General features: G+C 67.5%; 9 protein-coding genes and 2 tRNA genes. 5 read left to right on the forward strand and 6 right to left on the reverse strand.

The genetic code is table 11. The annotated features are described in order from the left end of the window. Window positions 1–6 precede the first annotated feature (6 nt). A complete protein-coding gene (locus tag A5759_RS20920; protein WP_068200939.1) occupies window positions 7–1,614 on the reverse strand; it encodes a helicase HerA-like domain-containing protein in 1,608 nt (535 codons plus the stop codon). An 83-nt stretch (window positions 1,615–1,697) separates the two neighbouring features. Here A5759_RS20920 and orn point away from each other — a divergent pair, with 83 nt between their 5' ends. Both orn and A5759_RS20930 read left to right on the forward strand, forming a co-directional pair. Beyond that, a complete protein-coding gene (orn, locus tag A5759_RS20925; protein WP_066840825.1) occupies window positions 1,698–2,345 on the forward strand; it encodes an oligoribonuclease in 648 nt (215 codons plus the stop codon). A gap of 41 nt (window positions 2,346–2,386) precedes the next feature. Beyond that, window positions 2,387–2,462 (forward strand) — tRNA-His (locus A5759_RS20930). Window positions 2,463–2,640: 178 nt separating this feature from the next. Here A5759_RS20930 and A5759_RS20935 read toward each other — a convergent pair. After that, entirely contained in the window at window positions 2,641–3,858 is a 1,218-nt protein-coding gene (locus tag A5759_RS20935; RefSeq protein WP_068200941.1) for an Ig-like domain-containing protein, read from the reverse strand. A 159-nt stretch (window positions 3,859–4,017) separates the two neighbouring features. Between A5759_RS20935 and A5759_RS20940 the strand changes: the two genes are divergently transcribed. Then, window positions 4,018–4,090, forward strand: a tRNA-Lys gene (locus tag A5759_RS20940). A gap of 520 nt (window positions 4,091–4,610) precedes the next feature. Here A5759_RS20940 and A5759_RS20945 read toward each other — a convergent pair. Beyond that, window positions 4,611–4,838, reverse strand: a complete 228-nt coding sequence (locus tag A5759_RS20945; protein WP_068201253.1) for a DUF3618 domain-containing protein — start codon at window positions 4,836–4,838, stop codon at window positions 4,611–4,613. Between the two features lie 110 nt (window positions 4,839–4,948). Between A5759_RS20945 and bcp the strand changes: the two genes are divergently transcribed. Then, window positions 4,949–5,422, forward strand: coding sequence for a thioredoxin-dependent thiol peroxidase (gene bcp / locus A5759_RS20950; protein ID WP_068200943.1), 474 nt, complete (start codon window positions 4,949–4,951; stop codon window positions 5,420–5,422). A 46-nt stretch (window positions 5,423–5,468) separates the two neighbouring features. Continuing rightward, on the forward strand, window positions 5,469–5,909 hold the full coding sequence (locus tag A5759_RS20955) for a nitroreductase family deazaflavin-dependent oxidoreductase (RefSeq protein WP_068200945.1): 441 nt from the start codon (window positions 5,469–5,471) through the stop codon (window positions 5,907–5,909). A gap of 64 nt (window positions 5,910–5,973) precedes the next feature. On the opposite strand, the gene A5759_RS20960 is transcribed toward A5759_RS20955, so the two are convergent. The 3 genes from A5759_RS20960 to A5759_RS20970 all read right to left on the reverse strand — a co-directional run bounded on the left by A5759_RS20960 (window position 5,974) and on the right by A5759_RS20970 (window position 17,162). Next, on the reverse strand, window positions 5,974–7,320 hold the full coding sequence (locus A5759_RS20960; RefSeq protein WP_068200948.1) for a dipeptidase: 1,347 nt from the start codon (window positions 7,318–7,320) through the stop codon (window positions 5,974–5,976). Window positions 7,321–7,444: 124 nt separating this feature from the next. Continuing rightward, complete coding sequence (locus A5759_RS20965) at window positions 7,445–7,837, reverse strand: holo-ACP synthase (protein ID WP_068200951.1); 393 nt, start codon at window positions 7,835–7,837, stop codon at window positions 7,445–7,447. A gap of 43 nt (window positions 7,838–7,880) precedes the next feature. Further along, window positions 7,881–17,162, reverse strand: a complete 9,282-nt coding sequence (locus tag A5759_RS20970) for a type I polyketide synthase (RefSeq protein WP_068200954.1) — start codon at window positions 17,160–17,162, stop codon at window positions 7,881–7,883. Window positions 17,163–17,241 lie beyond the last annotated feature (79 nt).

Consider the following 17,241-nt stretch of genomic DNA (forward strand, 5'->3'; position numbering starts at 1 on the left):
GCGCCACTAGCGACGACGACGGCTGCGCCTGCGCCCGGTGCCGAAGATGCTGCGGGTGATCTCGCGGCCGATCACCGTGCCCGCCGAGCGCATCGCGCTCTTGAAAGCCGGACTGCTGACGACCTTCTCCACCATCGACGGCTCTGCGGTGTCGCGAGACTTGACCTGACCCGAGGCGCTGGCCCCACCGCCCTGCGGCACCGGAGGCAGCGGCGGCGGTAAGGCGTCAGGCGCGGCGAGGGGCTCCTCCGGCGGGGCCAACCGCGCGTTGAGCCGCTCGTAGGCGGACTCCCGGTCGATGGTCTGGCCGTATTCAGCCTGCAGCGCACTGGCTTTCGCGGCGGCGGTGATCGCATCTGGACCGATGGTGTCCATCAGCGATCGCGGGGCTCGCATCCGGGTCCATGCCACTGGTGTCGGCGCGCCCTTCTCCGACAACACGGTGACGATCGCCTCGCCGATACCCAGCGACGTCAAGGCCGACTTCAGGTCGTAGACATCGGTTTTGGGATATGTGCGCACGGTCTTCGACAGAGCCTTCTCGTCGTCGGGTGTGAATGCGCGCAGCGCGTGCTGAATACGCGCACCCAACTGGGACAGGACGTCGTTGGGCACGTCGGTGGGCAACTGCGTGCAGAAGAACACCCCGACCCCCTTGGACCGGATCAGCTTGACCGTCTGCTCGACCTGTTCGAGGAACGCCTTGGATGCGTCGGAGAACAGCAGGTGCGCCTCGTCAAAGAAGAAGACAAGTTTCGGCTTGTCGAGGTCGCCGACCTCCGGAAGCGTCGCGAACAGGTCGGCAAGCACCCACATTAGGAAGGTGGAGAACATCACCGGACGGGCGGCCTGGCTGCCGAGCTCGAGCAGCGTGATGATGCCGCGGCCCTGCTCGTCGACCCGCAGCAGGTCCTCGGGCTCGAGTTCGGGCTCTCCGAAGAACGTGTCACCGCCGTCGGCCTCGAGATTGATCAGCGCCCGCAGGATCACCCCCGCGGTCGTGGTGGACACCGCGCCGAGCGCCTTGAGCTCGGGCTTGCCCTCGTCGCTGGTGAGGTACTGGATCACCGCGCGCAGGTCCTTGAGGTCCAGCAGCGAAAGGCCCTGCTGGTCGGCCCAGTGAAAGATCAGGCCCAAGGTCGACTCCTGCGTCGCGTTCAGCCCGAGCACCTTCGACAGCAGGATCGGGCCGAAACTGGAAATCGTCGCGCGCACCGGTACCCCGATACCGGTGGTGCCCAGCGACAGGAACTCGATGGGATACGCCGTCGGCGCCCAGTCGTCACCGGTGTCGGCGGCCCGCGCGGTGACGTTCTCGTTGGCCTCGCCGGGTCGCGACAGCCCGGAGAGGTCACCCTTGACGTCGGCCATCACACACGGCACCCCCGCCGCCGAAAGCTGTTCGGCGAGCACCTGCAGCGATTTCGTCTTGCCGGTACCGGTGGCGCCGGCGATCAGGCCGTGGCGGTTGACGGTGGCCAGCGGGATGCGAACCTGCGCGGTCGGATCACAGGCGCCGTCGATGACGACGGAGCCAAGCTCCAGCGCGGCCCCTTCGGCGGCGTAACCTGCGGCGATCTTCTGTGCGGGGGTGGGCGTGGACTCACTGGCCATGGCTGGCACCCTAACGCCCGCGACGCACCCGACGGACGGGGTGCAACGGGCCGCATGCAGCGGCAAGGCTTAATGTGAGCGTCGTGCGTGACGAACTGGTGTGGATCGACTGCGAGATGACGGGCCTGGATCTCAAGACCGACCGGCTCATCGAAATCGCGGTGCTGGTGACAGACGCTGACCTCAACATTCTCGGCGACGGCATCGACGTCGTCATCCACACCGACGACGAAGCGTTGGCGTCGATGATCCCGGTGGTCACCGAGATGCACACCCGCTCGGGGTTGATCGACGAGGTCAAGGCGTCGACCGTCACGGTGCCCGAAGCCGAGGAGCTGGTCCTCGACTACATCCGCACCCACGTCAAACAGGCCAAGACGGCGCCGCTGGCGGGCAACTCGATCGCCACCGACCGCGGCTTCATCGCCCGCGACATGCCCAAGCTCGACGACTACCTGCACTACCGGATGATCGACGTGAGCTCGATCAAGGAGTTGTGCAGGCGCTGGTATCCCCGCATCTACTTCGGGCAGCCCGAGAAGGGCCTCGCGCACCGTGCGCTGGCCGACATCCACGAGTCGATCCGTGAGCTGCAGTACTACCGCCGCACCGCGTTCGTGGCCCCACCCGGGCCGTCGACCAGCGATATCGCGGCCGTGGCCCAAGAATTGGGGCCGCCGAACGAGAGCGCCGACGACATCGATTCGGCCGCCGAGCGTTCGAGCGGTTAGTATCGACGTCGCCGCCGTGCCCACCAGGGTTCGCGGCGATGGTGGCTGTAGTTCAGTTGGTAGAGCACCAGGTTGTGATCCTGGATGTCGCGGGTTCGAGTCCCGTCAGCCACCCCAATGAGTCAGGGAGCGAATCTTCGCTCCCTGACTCTTTTTTCGACCGTCGGCAGGGGGTATGGCGCCGATCCGTGAGCCGATGGCGAAATTCCGGGCGCATTTCGGCTCAGGTGTCACTTACGGGGCGGCGCTGAGGGGCTTTCGGCGCTGACGCGCTGCGCCCTGTCAGCTGCTCACGTCAGAGGTTGGCGTTGCCGGCCTTCCACTGATCCCACGGGATGTTCCAGTCCCCGAGACCGTCGGTGCCCGGCAGCGTCGACCCGACGGTGTTGACGATCTCAACGACGTCTCCGCGCTTGGAGTTGTCGTGGAACCACCGCCCATTGCTCGTGCTGACGTTGATGCACCCATGGCTGACGTTGCTGTAGCCCTGACTGCCCACCGACCACGGCGCGGCGTGGACGTAGATGCCGCTGTAGGAGATCTGGGTGGCCCAATCCACCTCTGTGCGATACCCGTTGGCGGAGTTGACCGGAACTCCGTAAGTCGAAGAGTCCATCACCATGTGTGAGCGCCGGTCCCCGACGATGTAGACGCCGTTGTTGGTGGGCGTGCTGTTCTTGCCCATCGACACCGGCATGGTCTTGATCACCTCGCCGTTGCGCTTGACCGTCAGCGTCTTCGTGCTGTCGTCGATGCTGGTGATGACCTCATCGCCGATCGTGAAGCTCGTGCTGACGTTCTCCTGACCGAAGAGGCCGTCTCCGAGGTCGACGCCGTAGGTGTTCACCGCGACGTCGACCTTCGTGCCGGGCTTCCAGTAGTTCGCGGGCCGCCACCGCACCTCTTGGTTGCTCAGCCAGTAGAACGCGCCTTCGACCGGAGGATCGGTCTTGATCTTGATGGCCTTCTGCGCGGCCACCCGGTTGGTGATGCTCTCGTCGAACCGAACGGCGACCGGTTGTCCGACTCCGACCACCTCACCGTTGTTGGGCAGCACATACGGCATGGTCAGGTTCTCGGGCGAATGGGTCTCGAAGGCCATCCGCCGGGTGGTGGCGCCGCCGAGCCCTAGCGATTCGGCCGTGAGCGTGTAGCGCTTGTTGTAGCCCAGTGGTTCGGTGGTCGACCAGGTCAGCCCGTCCGGGCTCAAGACCCCCGCGACCGACTTGCCGGACTCGTTCACCATGGTGACCGATTCGAGCACGCCGTCCTCCGCGCTGATGGTCACCGGCGAGTCCACACTGACGCCCACGGCACCGTCGGTCACCGATGCGATCAGCTTCGGGACGAGCAGGTCTCCGAACGGAGTTCCCTTGTCGTCGATCACCTGGGGCTGCTGCGGCGCCGAGTTACCGCCGCATGCCGACAATGCGAGCGCCATGGCGGGGATCAGTGCAACGGTCACCAACCATGCACGTCGACGCGGACGGGCCACTGAACGGACTCGCCACATTGCTTACTCCACCTCACAACCAGGGACTACGGGATCGATGATTCTTGGCAACAGTCTAAGGGCAAAATCGAGCACGGGTTGCGACGCGGACATCGTCGAGGCGACGTCGGGGCCGGAGATTTCGTCCTGCACAGCAAGTCCTGTTATTGTCGCACCCGCGCGCCGTTAGCTCAGTTGGTAGAGCAGCTGACTCTTAATCAGCGGGTCCGGGGTTCGAAACCCTGACGGCGCACAAGCTTCGATTGAGTGCGACCGTGACAGTGCGTCACGGTCGCGTTCTCCTTTCCCACGCGGTGACGCGCGCAAACGTCCACGGTGACGTTGCCGGATCACGGTTGCGTAAATTTTGGACATCAATCTGCTGTCGTGTGCGAGATGTGTGCTGCGGACTACATAACGTGGCTTATGGAGACGAAGATCTCACCATCTGCACCGTTGCGGAGATGCTGTCCCCCTGGACTTTGTACGGTTCAAGCTGCGATAAAAGAGAGCGGTCTGCTACAGTCACGTTAGCTGACCTACGAGAAGCACAAAAGCAGCAAAAAGCCGGAAGGAATAAGGGACTTAGCTGATGGCGCAGCCTGGCGGTTCATTTGCGGCAGACGGAGCGGGCGCGGGTGCGTCCCCCGAAGTAACTGCCCAGATTCCGGTCGCTGTGTACAGCTGCAACCGGCTCGGCCGGGTCGCCAATCCCCCTGGTTTCTCGTTCTCCGACCTGTTCCGCACGCCGCGACGGCGCTGCGAGCGTTCGCTCAGTTCTGCCGAATCCGGCGCACGACGAGCACGAGCGCAACGACTCCGACGCCGGCAAAAGACACCGCGACTGCGGGTTTCGTCACAAATCGGATTGCCGCCGACTTGGCGTCATCGAGCAATCGACTGGGGTTGGCACGCTCGGCGAGGGTGTCCACCGTCGCCGCGAGTTGCTCCCGAGCCTGGTCGATGTCCTGCTTGATGGTCTCGGGATCGCGGTCTGCCACGTGCGCCTCCAAGCCGTCCAAGTCGGTGCTCCCAGATGGAGCCTGCCGATCTACCCTAGAGCAGCCCGCGCTCGCTGTAGCGCACCGGTCGACAGAAGGGATGCCCGCGCATGCCACAGACTCCGCGACTCGAGGTCGGCGACAAAGCCCCTGCATTCAGCCTGCCCGACGCCGACGGCAACACCGTCAAGCTGTCCGACTTCAAGGGCCGCAAGGTCATCGTGTACTTCTATCCGGCGGCCTCGACCCCCGGCTGCACCAAACAGGCCTGCGATTTCCGCGACAACCTCCACGAACTCAGCGATGCCGGCCTCGATGTCATCGGCATCTCACCGGACAAGCCGGAGAAGCTGGCCAAGTTCCGCGACAAGGAGAAGCTGACCTTCCCGCTGCTGTGCGATCCGGATCGTGAAGTACTCACCGCGTGGGGCGCGTTCGGGGAAAAGACGATGTACGGCAAGACCGTTCAGGGTGTGATCCGGTCGACGTTCGTCGTCGACGAGAAGGGCAAGATCGAGGTCGCCCAGTACAACGTGCGCGCCACCGGGCACGTCGCCAAGCTACGACGCGACCTGTCCGTTTGAGCTGTTCTGGTCAAGAAGCCTTATCGGCGCAGCAATACTCATCACCATGAATTCCCTCGTCGAGAAGGCGCTCTTCGGATACATGCGGTTTCACGACAAGGTGTACCAGAAGACCCACGGCTGGATCGGCCACCGGATGATGTGGATTCCTAGCCTGCTGTTGCATACAGTCGGCGCCAAGACGGGCGAGCCGCGCACAGCATCGCTGGCATACGGCCGCGACGGTGAGGACTACCTGGTGACGGCGTCCAACGGCGGGGCTCCGCGGTCGCCGGGCTGGTATTACAACTTGAAGGCTCACCCTGACGTGGAAATCAACGTGGGCCCAAAGCGTTTCGGCGCTACAGCTCGGTCGGTCCTACCAAGTGATCCTGCATACGACCGGCTATGGAGGATCGTCAACGAAGTCAACAAGGGCACGTACGCCGAGTATCAGAAACGCACTTCCCGCCCGATCCCCATCGTGGTACTCACGCCCAAGCAATAGAGCGGCCACGGCGTCCGCTCGGGTGCGCATCCACCTGGTGCGCGCCACCGGGCACGTCGCCAAGCTACGACGCGACCCGTCCCTCTGAGCCCAGGTTCGCCAGCAACAGGGCCTCGGACACGGCGGCGCGTTCCAGCACACCGAGGTGCAGGCTCTCGTTGACGCTGTGCGCCTGTGTCGCAGGGTCTTCCACGCCGGTCACCAAGATCTTCGCCGACGGGAATGCGTCGGCGAACTCGGCGATGAACGGGATCGAACCGCCGACGCCGGTATGGACGGGCTCGGTGCCCCACGCCTCCCGGAAGGCCGCTCGGGCAGCGTCGTAGACCGGGCCGGTGGCGTCGATGGCGTACGGCTGCCCGTGGTCACCCCGGGTGACGGTTACCTGGGCACCCCACGGGGCGTGCTGCTCGAGATGGCGGGTCAACGCCTGCATGTGCTGTTCCACGTCTGCACCCGGCGCGATACGCATGCTGACCTTGGCCCGTGCTCGCGGGATCAAGGTGTTGGACGACTTGTCGATCGGCGTCGTGTCGATCCCGATGATGGTGATCGCCGGTTTGGCCCACAACCGCTGCGGCACTGAGCCCGAACCGATCTCGGACACGCCCGGCAGAAGTCCGGTCTCCTCGCGGACACGCTCGGGTGGGAAGTCGACGTCGGCGGCCACACCCTCGTGCAGGCCGGTCACCGCGACGTTGCCGTCGTCGTCGTGCAGGCTGGCCAACAACCGCACCAGCACGCTGACCGCGTCGGGCACGACCCCACCCCACAGTCCAGAGTGAAGGCCGTGGTCGAGCGTGGCCACCTCGACGACACAGTCGACGAGCCCGCGCAGAGACACCGTCAGCGACGGCACCTCAGTGCTCCAGTTGTCGGAGTCGGCGATGACGATCACGTCGGAGGCCAGGGTGTCGTGGTGCGCGGCCAGCAGTCGCGACAGTGACGGGGACCCCGACTCCTCCTCCCCTTCGACGAACACGGTGACGCCGACAGGCGGGTTTCCGCCGTGCGCGCGGAAAGCCGCCAGATGTGTTGCGATGCCTGCCTTGTCGTCGGCAGTGCCTCGACCGTAGAGGCGTCCGTCGCGCTCGGTCGGTTCGAACGGCGGCGAAAGCCACTGCGCCGGATCGCCTTCGGGTTGCACATCGTGGTGGGCATACAACAACACCGTCGGCGCTCCCGCCGGTGCGGGATGGCGCGCGATGACCGCGGGCGCGCCGCCCTCGCTGACGATCTGCACATCACCGAAACCGGCGTCGGTCAACAGCTTCGCCACCGCGTCGGCGCTGCGTTGCACCTCGCCGCGCCGCACCGGGTCCGCCCACACCGATTCGATGCGCACCAGATCTTCCAGATCGCGCCGAATCTCCGGCAACACCTCACGCACCCGCCGCACCAGATCGCTCATGGCGACGACACTAGCGGGTCAGTCATTCACCGCGAGCGACCGCGAAGTGCCGCTAATCCGCGGCGTGTCGTGTGCAGACACGGTCGCTCGCCTACTGGGGTGTGGGCCCTCGCGGGAGGTCGGATTAGCGCTCTTCGAGGATGGCGACCGCGGCGGCGGTACCCGCCTCGTGGGTCAACGACAGGTGGATCGTCACATCCTTCAGGTGCTCGGCGATCGCGCCGGACAGCCGCACCTTGGGCCTGCCCCACATGTCGGTGATGACCTCGATGTCGCGGTGGATGCCTTCGGGCAGCACCGGCCGCTTGGCGAACCGCGACCCCGACCACGCCTTGATGACGGCCTCCTTGGCCGCCCAGCGCGCGGCCAGATGGCGGGCCGCCGACGAACTCTTGTCGGCGGCGTCGCGCCGCTCACCGGGGGTGAACGTCTCGGCGAACACCGTCCCGGGCTGGTCGACCTGTTCGGCGAACTCGGGAATGGAGACCAGGTCGATCCCCACCCCGACTATCGCCATGGGCCGAACGCTATCTCATACCCTTCGCTCGTCGCGCAAGCGCTCATCGCCCGCTTCCGCCGGGGACATACACGTCGTCGTCGCCGAGCCGCGATGCCGGATCGAGAAGCATGTCGGCTTCCTGCCGCTTCTCGGGGGCGTCGTGGCCGAACCGGCGGTCGGCCGGCTTCTCGTACAGCGACTTGCCGCCGGCGATCGCCGATGCCAGCCGGTGCTGGCCTGCCAGCACCCGGGCATCCGCACGCTGCTTGTAGTCCGCGCGCTGCTCGGGGGTCAGCGCGGCCAGGAACGCCTGCGGATGCACCAGCGCGATCAGGCCGGACACGTGGCCGAAGCCCAGGCTGGTGATCAACCCCGCCTTCAGCGGGAACGAGCCGCCGAGGTGCAGGGTCTCCCGCAGCCACACCATGTGCGCGGACCCGGCGAGCTCGTCGTCGACGCAGTCCAGGCTGCGGTTCGGCGGAATGACGCCGTCGCGCAGGATCTGGCACAGCCCCATCATCTGGAACGCCGCGGCACCGCCCTTCGAGTGACCGGTCAGGCTCTTCTGCGACACCACGAACAGCGGTGCGCCGTCGGAGCGGCCCAGCGCGTCGGCGAGCCGCTCGTGCAGCTCGGTCTCGTTGGGATCGTTGGCCAACGTCGACGTGTCGTGCTTGGACACCACCGCGATGTCGTCGGGTCCGACGCCGAGCTCGGCCAGCGAGTTCGCCAGCTGCGATTTGCGACCGCCGCGGCCTGCGGCCAACGCACCCAGACCGGGCGCCGGGATCGAGGTGTGCACACCGTCGCCGAACGACGACACGTAGCCCACCACAGCGAGCACGGGCAGCCCCATCTTGAGCGCGAGATCACCACGGGCCAGCAGGATCGTCCCGCCGCCTTGGCCCTCGACGAACCCGAGCCGGCGACGATCGTTGGCACGGGAGAACTTCGAGTCGCTGATCCCCCTGGCCCGCATCATCGCGGTGTCCGCGGTCGCGGCCATGTCACCGAACCCGATGACCGCCTCGAGAGTCGTGTCGTCGTACCCGCCGGCGACCACGAACTCGGCCTTGCCCAGCTTGATCTTGTCGACACCCTCCTCGACCGAGATGGCCGCCGTCGCGCAGGCCCCGACCGGGTGGATCATCGCCCCGTAGCTGCCGACATAGCTCTGGACGACGTGTCCGGCGATGACGTTCGGCAGGACCTCCTGCAGGATGTCGTTCGGCTTGTTCCGGCCCAGCAGGTTGCCGTGGTACATCGTCTGCATCGACGTCATACCGCCCATGCCGGTGCCCTGCGTGCTGGCCACCAGGCTCGGGTGCACCCAGCGCATCAGTTCGCTCGGGCTGAAGCCCGCCGACAGGAACGCGTCGACAGTGGTGACGAGGTTCCAGATCGCCAACCGGTCAATGGAGTTCATCATCTCCTGGCTGACGCCGTACACCATCGGGTCGAACCCGGTCGGGATCTGCGCGCCCACTGTGCGGGACAGCTTGACCTTCCGAGGAACCCGGACCTCGGTGCCCGCCTTGCGGGTCACCTGCCAGTCGCCGCTGTCGGGTACGGGCGCGATCACGGTGTGCTCCGGATCGAACTTCAGGAATCCGCGGGCCTCGGCCTCCGACGACACGACGAATGTGAAGTCCTTGTCGAGGAAGACCGAAACCAGAAGCGGCGACGCGTGATCGGGGTCGATCGCTCCATCGTCCACCCATTCGCGGATGCCGACCCGCTCGACCACGGCGTCGTGGTAGCGCTCCACCAGCTCGCCCTCGTCGACCAGGTCACCGGTTTCGGTGTCGTACCAGCCCGGCGTGGGATCGTCCTCCCACTTGACCAGCCCGGTCGTCCACGCCAGCTCGAGGACGCCGGCGGCCGACAGCTCGTTCTCGACCTCCATCTCGAAGCGGGTGCGCGAGGAACCGTACGGTCCGAGTTCGGCGCCGCCGACGATCACCACCATGTCGGCGGGATCGACGTCGAGGTCGGCCCACTCGGGTGCCGGCGCGGACTTGTAACCGCGTGGCGGTGACGGCAGGGCACGCACGGTGCCCTCGGGATCGGTGTCCTCGGTGTGGCTTTCGGACACCATCTCTTCGCGGGCCTTGGCGGCCAGCTCGGCCATGTCGATGTCGACATCGGCCAGCCCGCCGGTGAAGTCCGCCTGTAGCGGCTCACGCGCCGCGGCGACCTTGGCCTCGATGTCGCACAGCCCGAGCAGCATGCCCGCCATCTCGGCGGTGGTGAACGTGCGCACTCCGGCCTCTTCGACCGCACCGACGATCGCGTCGTTGTGACCCATGAGGCCCGTGCCCTTGGTCCAGCCGATCAGCGCATGCGCAAGCGAAACCCGCTGCGCCCACGACGATTCGGCCTTCCACCGCGAGACCAGCGCATCGAGCGAGGACTTCGCCTCGCCGTAGGCACCGTCGCCGCCGAACATGCCGCGGTTCGGCGAACCGGGCAGCACGACGTGCAGGCGTGCGGCGATATCGCGCTCGGCGCCGATGTGGGACAGACCGGCGATCAGCCGCTGCACGGCCCACAACAGCACCTTCATCTCCATCTCGGCGCGCGACCCGGCATCAGACAGGTCACCCGCCACCCGTGGAGCGGCGAACGGGAACAGCAACGTCGGGGTCTGGGCGTCCTTGATGTGGATCGACTGCGGCCCAAGGCTTTCGGTCTGCTCGGTGCCGACCCACTGAACCAGCGCGTCGATGTCGGTATAGGACGCCATGTTGGCGGGCACCACCCACAGCTTCGCGTTCCAGCGGGCGTGGTCGCGGTAGAGCGTCCGGTAGAACGCCAGCCGGTCGTCGTCGAGCTTGGACGTCGTCGCGATGACGGTGGCACCGCCGTCGAGCAACTGCGCGACCACCGACGCCGCGATCGAGCCCTTGGACGCGCCGGTGACGACGGCGACCTCGTGGTGGTAGCGACCGGTGCCCGGATTCTCGGCACCCGCGGCCGCGCGGCCGTACAGCGAGGCGTGGATGTTGCGACCCGCCGCCAGCGCCTTACCCTGCCACCAGGTCGCCTGCGTCCCGACCACGTGGCCTGCGCCCTCGAAGCGTTCCGAGAGTCGCTGCCAGTCCTTGTCGATCTCGTCCTCGTCGTACAACCACAGCCGAGCCAGATCCTCGCGGGCGCTGGCCCAGCGGTCGTCGAAGAGCACCGCCTTGCGACCGTCGAACACGGGCGCCACCAGTCGCGGCCAGTCCGAACCCAGTTCGGCGGTGACCAGATCGATCAGTTCGGCGTCGGTGGCCTCCGGCACCGGGACCGGGGTGTCCAGGCCGAGCTGGCCCAGGATCATCCGCGCCGCCGAGGCGAGCACGCCATCCGGACCGGTGACCCGTTCGGCGAACTCGGTCAGCGCGGCGGAATCCACCACGCCTCCACTGCTTCCCGCGGCCGACGGCAGAGACACCGCCACACCGCGGCGGGCCGCCACCGAGGCGACCGCGCTGTCGATGACCTTGTCGACGGTGGCGGCGTCGGCCAGTGCCCCGTCGTGCAGGCCACCCAACTCACCACCGCGCACGCTGGTCCCCTCCCGGGTGCCCAGCGCCACCTCGACGGTGACGTGCTTGATCCAGCCCGGGCCCAGCTCCCAGGTCTTGGTGACCCGCTCGCCGATGTAGGCCGGGCGCTTACCGGACGGCCCGAAGACGGTGCGCAGCTGGTCGTTGACCGCGTCGGAGAGCACGGGGCCGAACGGCTTGTAGGTCCTGGCCAGCTTGGTGACCTGCCCCTTCAACGCGGCCAGGTCGGCTTCGCCCGCACCGTCGATGGCGCCGAGGTTGAGCTCGGAGCCGAGGTCGACCAGCAGCTGGTTACGACGCGAGGACGCACCGTCGGTGATCGACTCGATGGAGTCCAGCGGTTCGATCTGGTCGATGCGCATCTTCGCCGACAGCGCGATCAGCGCCATGGTGGCGTCGGAGGCGTCGAACGTCAGGTCGTCCGGACGCGGAGCGCCCGCGGGCGCGACAGATGGCGAAGGAGCGCCCGCGGGCGCGACAGACGGCGAAGGCCCACCGGCGGGTGCAGCCGGCGCGGGGGCGGCCGGTGCGGCCGACTCGACGGGCGCGGCGGCTTCGGCCGCGGGAGCCGGGACCGGTGTGTCCTCGAGTTCGGGCTCGGGGTCGGTGTCGGTGGCGAACAGCACCGCAGCGTCGCGCTCCGAGTTCAGCACTTCGGTTGTGCTGTGCGAATACTCGGGAAGCTTGAGCGTGTTGGCCGCCAGCCCGGCGACCGTCGGCGCGGACTTCACACCGATCTCGACGAAGCGCTCGATCCCCAGACCGCCCGCGGCTTCCTCGATGAACAACAGGTCCTGCGTCTCGATCCACCGCACCGGGCTGGCGAACTGCCACGCCAGCAACTCGATGACGATCTTGCGGCACAGCTCGCGCGGCTTCTCGTTACGCCAGGTGTCGTAGTCGGCGAGGATCTCGTCGAGCGGCTCGGCAGGCACCAGATCCCGGATCTCCTCGATGAAGTCGCGATCGAGCGTGAACGGCCGCGGCACCAGGTTCGGGATGTACTTGCCGACAATGAGATCCGGATCCTGATCGCGCGGCATCACCCGTTCCAGGGAGCGGCGGAAGTCGGCCACGCCGACCCGCAGCACCGAGGAGTGGAACGGCACGTCGATGCCGGGCACCAGGATGAACGACCGCTTGCCGCCGCTGATCTCGCGGCGCCGCTCGACCTCCTCCTCCAGGGCCTCGAGGCCGCGCACCGTGCCGGCGATCGCATACTGCGAGCCGCGCAGGTTGAAGTTCACGATTTCCAGAAACTCACCAGTGCGCTCGGAGATCTCGGCGACGAAAGCCTTGACGTCGGCATCGTCGAGGTCGATCTGCGACGGCCGGATTGCGGCGAGCCGGTAGTTCGACCGGCCGAGGTGGTCACGCGGCACGATGTCGTGCATCTTGCTGCCGCGGTGGAACACCACCTCGAGCAGCGCCTCGAGCTCGTAGACGCCGCTGACGCACGCGAGCGCGGTGTACTCGCCGACGGAGTGACCGCAGGCGATCGCACCCTCGACGAACGCGCCCTGCTCGCGCATCTCGGCGACCTGGGCGGCGGCCACGGTCGCCATGGCGACCTGGGTGAACTGCGTCAAAAACAGCACACCGTCGGGATGGTGGTAGTGCACACCGCTGGCGATCAGGCTGGTCGGGTTGTCCCGCACCACGTGCAGCACCGAGAAGCCCAGCGTCTCGCGGGTGAACTTGTCGGCGGTGTCCCACACCTTGCGGGCCGCCTTGGACCGGGCCCGTACCTCCATGCCCATGCCCTTGTGCTGGATGCCCTGACCGGGGAACGCGTACACGGTCTTCGGCGCGGCCAACTGCGCCGTCGCCGACATCACGAGCTCACCGCCGACCTTGGCGCTGATCTCGAGAATCTCGGCGCCGCGGTCGATTCCGACGCGGTCGACGCGGAACTCGATGTCGTCGCCCGGCAGCACCATGCCGAGGAACCGCGACGTCCAGCCGACCACCCGAGCCGGCGGCGCGGGCCTGCCGTCGGTGGCGGCCACGACGTGCTGTGCCGCGGCCGACAGCCACATGCCGTGCACGATAGGCGATTTCAGCCCCGCGAGCAGCGCGGCGGCGCGATCGGTGTGAATCGGGTTGTGGTCTCCTGACACGACGGCGAACGCGCTCATGTCGGTGGGTGCGGTGACTGTGACGTCACGGCGGCGACGACGCTGGGTATCGGTCGCGTTGTCGGTGATCGCACCGCCCGCGCGCGGCGGGTCGCCCAGTTCCGCAGCACCGGTGCGTCCGCGGATCGCGAAGCGTTCCTCGAGCTCGGCCAGCAGCGTGCCCTCGGCGTCGCGGATCTGCACCGACACGGGTACAACGCGGCCATATTCGGTGTCGCTGGCCGCTGAAACCGTTGCGGTGACGGTCAATTCGGCCCGCTCCTTCGGCATCTGCGTCAGCAGGTGCGCAGCGTGGTCGAGGTGGACCAGGCTCAGCAGCCCTTCGACGACGGGGAAACCGTCGTCGGTGATCGCCGAGCCGATCGCCGCGAACACCGCGGGCCAGCAATAGCCGACGAGCGCGTCGGGGACCAGCGTCAGGCCCGGCGCCAGCGGCGCACCGAACGCGGCGGTCACCCCGGTGTGGTCGGCGACCCGTTCGGGGTCCCAATCCGCGGTCACCGTCGCGGTGTTGTCGTGCACCGGCGGCATGGCGTCGGGCCCGTCCACACCGGCGGCGATGGCGAGCACGGAACGCATTGCGGCCGAGGCGTCTTCGACGGTGACGACAGGCATGCCGCCGTTGACGGTGCACGAGGGCAGCGTGAACGGGATGTCGATCCAGATGTCGGACAGCGGGACGCTCAGCGTCACACGCTCACCGCTGAGCTCGAGGCGGGCACCGGTGGACGGATGCGTCGCGTTGCGGTTCTCGTTGGCTTGCCACTCGTCGGGTGCACCGATCCGATGCACGGGGTTGATCGCGACGCGGCCGGCCCACAACACATCGGGCGAATCCAGCACCACCGCAAGCGGACCCGTGACGTCGGCGCGCGCCTGCCGGCGCGACACCACCTTCACGGGTTGGCCGTTGACGGCCACCGCCTCGTCGATGGCGGCCTGCTCGAAGCGGTCGAGCAGCTCACCGACCGGCTCGTCGACGCGGGTGATCCCCGCGACGGCCTGGGTCCCGGGGATGATGCACACCTGGTCGGCGGTGTAGCGGGCGTCGTGGGCCTGCCACAGGGAGTCGCTGCGCCACCACCGACGCACGTCCTTGTCGATCACCGGGACGAAGTTGACCGGCTTACCCGGCTTCTTGCACAGCGTGACGAACCACGGCACGTCGGCGGGGTGCAGGCGCAGCGTCTCGGCCTCCGGGTAGCGCCCCGCCAGGGTCGCCATGGCGCGGGCCGGATCGTCCAGCAGTGCAGCGTCATTGAACAGTGTGGGGATGGGGCCGGAGTCCTGCGGGTGCAGTCGAGCTTCGGCACGGTGCAACATGTCGGCGAACCGCTCGCGCCAGGTGTCGGCCAGCCACGGGCTGTCGGCCAGTTTGGTGTCGGCGGTGCTGTCGTCGTCACCGATGGCCAACTCGACGTAGCGCTGCAGCCACTGCAGGTAGGTCATCTCCCCGATGTCGCCGAAGTACGGCTTGCAGGTGGTCGCCATCGCCGCGATGATCTCGTCGCGCCGCTCGGCCACGGCCTCGGCGTCACCGGCGACCTCGTCGAGCAGCCGACCGCACCGCGATGCGGCGTTGTCGATCTCGTGGATGTCCGCACCGAGCTGGCTGCGGCTGGATGCCATGCCGCCCTGGGCTTTTCCGGCGCTGATCCAGTGGTCGGTTCCGGTGGTCTCGACCAGCATCTGCTTGACGGCCGGAGACGTGGTGGCCTCCAGCGTCGCCATCGCCGCGGTCCCGACGAGGATGCCGTCGACCGGCATGGCCGGGAAGCCGTACTCGGTGGCCCAGCGTCCGGACAGGTACTCGGCCGCGCGCTCGGGGGTGCCGATGCCCCCACCGACGCAGACGGTGATGTTCGACAGCTTGCGCAGCTCGCCGTAGGTGCTCAGGAGCAGGTCGTCGAGGTCCTCCCACGAGTGGTGCCCACCGGCGCGGCCACCCTCGATGTGGACGATGACGTCCTTGTTCGGCACCTCGGCGGCGATCTTGATAACCGATTTGATCTGGTCGACCGTGCCGGGCTTGAACACCACGTGCTTGATGCCGACGGTGTTCAGTTCGTCGATCAGCTCGACGGCTTCCTCGAGCTCGGGGATGCCCGCGGAGACGACGACACCGTCGATGGGCGCGCCCGACTGACGGGCCCGCTGCACCAGGCGCTTGCCCCCCAGCTGCAGTTTCCACAGGTAGGGATCGAGGAACAGCGAGTTGAACTGCACGGCGCGGCCGGGCTCGAGCAGCGTGGTCAGCTCGGCGATGCGGTCAGTGAAGATCTCCTCGGTGACCTGCCCGCCGCCGGCGAGCTCGGCCCAGTGCCCGGCATTGGCCGCGGCCGCGACGATCTTGGCGTCGACGGTCGTAGGGGTCATGCCCGCGAGCAGGATCGGCGAGCGACCGGTGAGGCGGGTGAACTTCGTCGAGAGTTTCACCGAACCGTCGGGCAGCTGCACGGTGGACGGCGCATAGCTCGACCACGCCGGCGGAACCTCGGGTTCAGCGCCGACCGTGAACAGGTTGCGCTGCCCCACCCGGGTGGCGGCGGGAACGATGCCCACGCCCAGCCCGCGGATGATCGGGGCGGTCAGCCGGGTCACGGTGTCGCTGGGGCCGAGGTCGACGATCCACTTCGCGCCCGCCTCGTGCAGCCGCTCCACCTCGGCCACCCAGTCGATCGGGCGCACGAAGATCGCTTCGGTCATCTCGTGGGCGAGGTCGGGGTCGATGCCGCACTTGGCAGCCCAGCGCTCGACCACCTCGACGCCGTCGGCCAGCCGCGGCGTGTGGAATCCGACCTCGACCTGCACGCCGTGGAAGACCGGGCTGAAGATCGCGCCGCCGCGGATCTTGTTCTTGCGCTCGGCCTCTTCCTTCTCGGTGATCTTGGAGCAGTACAGCTCGAAGCGGCCCAGCTGCTCGGGGGTGCCGGTGATGACGACTGAGCGCCTGCCGTTGCGGATCGAGAGCACCGGCGGCAGCACGGTGCGCACGTCGGAGGAGAACTCCTCGAGCAGTTCGGCGATGCGGTCCGGATCGACGTTCGTCACCGAGACCATCGGGGACTTGTCTCCGCGGCCGACCATGCCGCGACGGCGGGACACCAACGACCCGGCCGCGCCGATCAGCTGCAGCAGCGCCAGAAGTTCGGCGTCCTTAACACCTCGCGACCGCAGCGACTCGCAGGCGATGACGCCCTGAGAGTGCCCGGCCATCGCGACCGGCGGCGCGTCGTACAGGTCGAGACCCTGGCGGATGGCGGCGCGGATCGCGGCCATCTGCGCCAGCAGGATGCCAGGTCCCGAGATGGCCGCGGTGATGAGTTGTTTCGTCGCGGGCAGGGGCTCGTCGGCGGCGAGCGCACGCACCCACTGCAGCGGCTCGAAGCCGATCGGGCGCACCACGACCAGTTCGCGTGCCACCGGCTCGAGGAGGAGCGCGGCCTCCCCGACGATCTCGCTGAGCTCCGACTCGATGCCGGCCGAGCTGACCAGCTCCTCGAGGTTCTCCAACCACGAGCCGCCCTGGCCGCCGAAGGCCACGGCATAGGGCTCACCGGAGTTCAGTCGATCGACGAGGGCCTGATTACCGGCGGGGGCGGCTCCTGCGGTGCGGTCGGTAGACACCCTGTGCTGCTCGTTGATCGTCACGTCTTGTTCTCTCCTCTGTCCCGCGTCATGCTCGTCGTCGGTTGTCGTCTCAGAAGCTCCGATGGCTCCCGGCTGCCCG

The sequence above is a fragment of the Mycobacterium sp. 852014-52144_SCH5372336 genome, from assembly GCF_001665615.1.
In the GTDB taxonomy this organism is placed as follows: domain Bacteria; phylum Actinomycetota; class Actinomycetes; order Mycobacteriales; family Mycobacteriaceae; genus Mycobacterium; species Mycobacterium neumannii_A.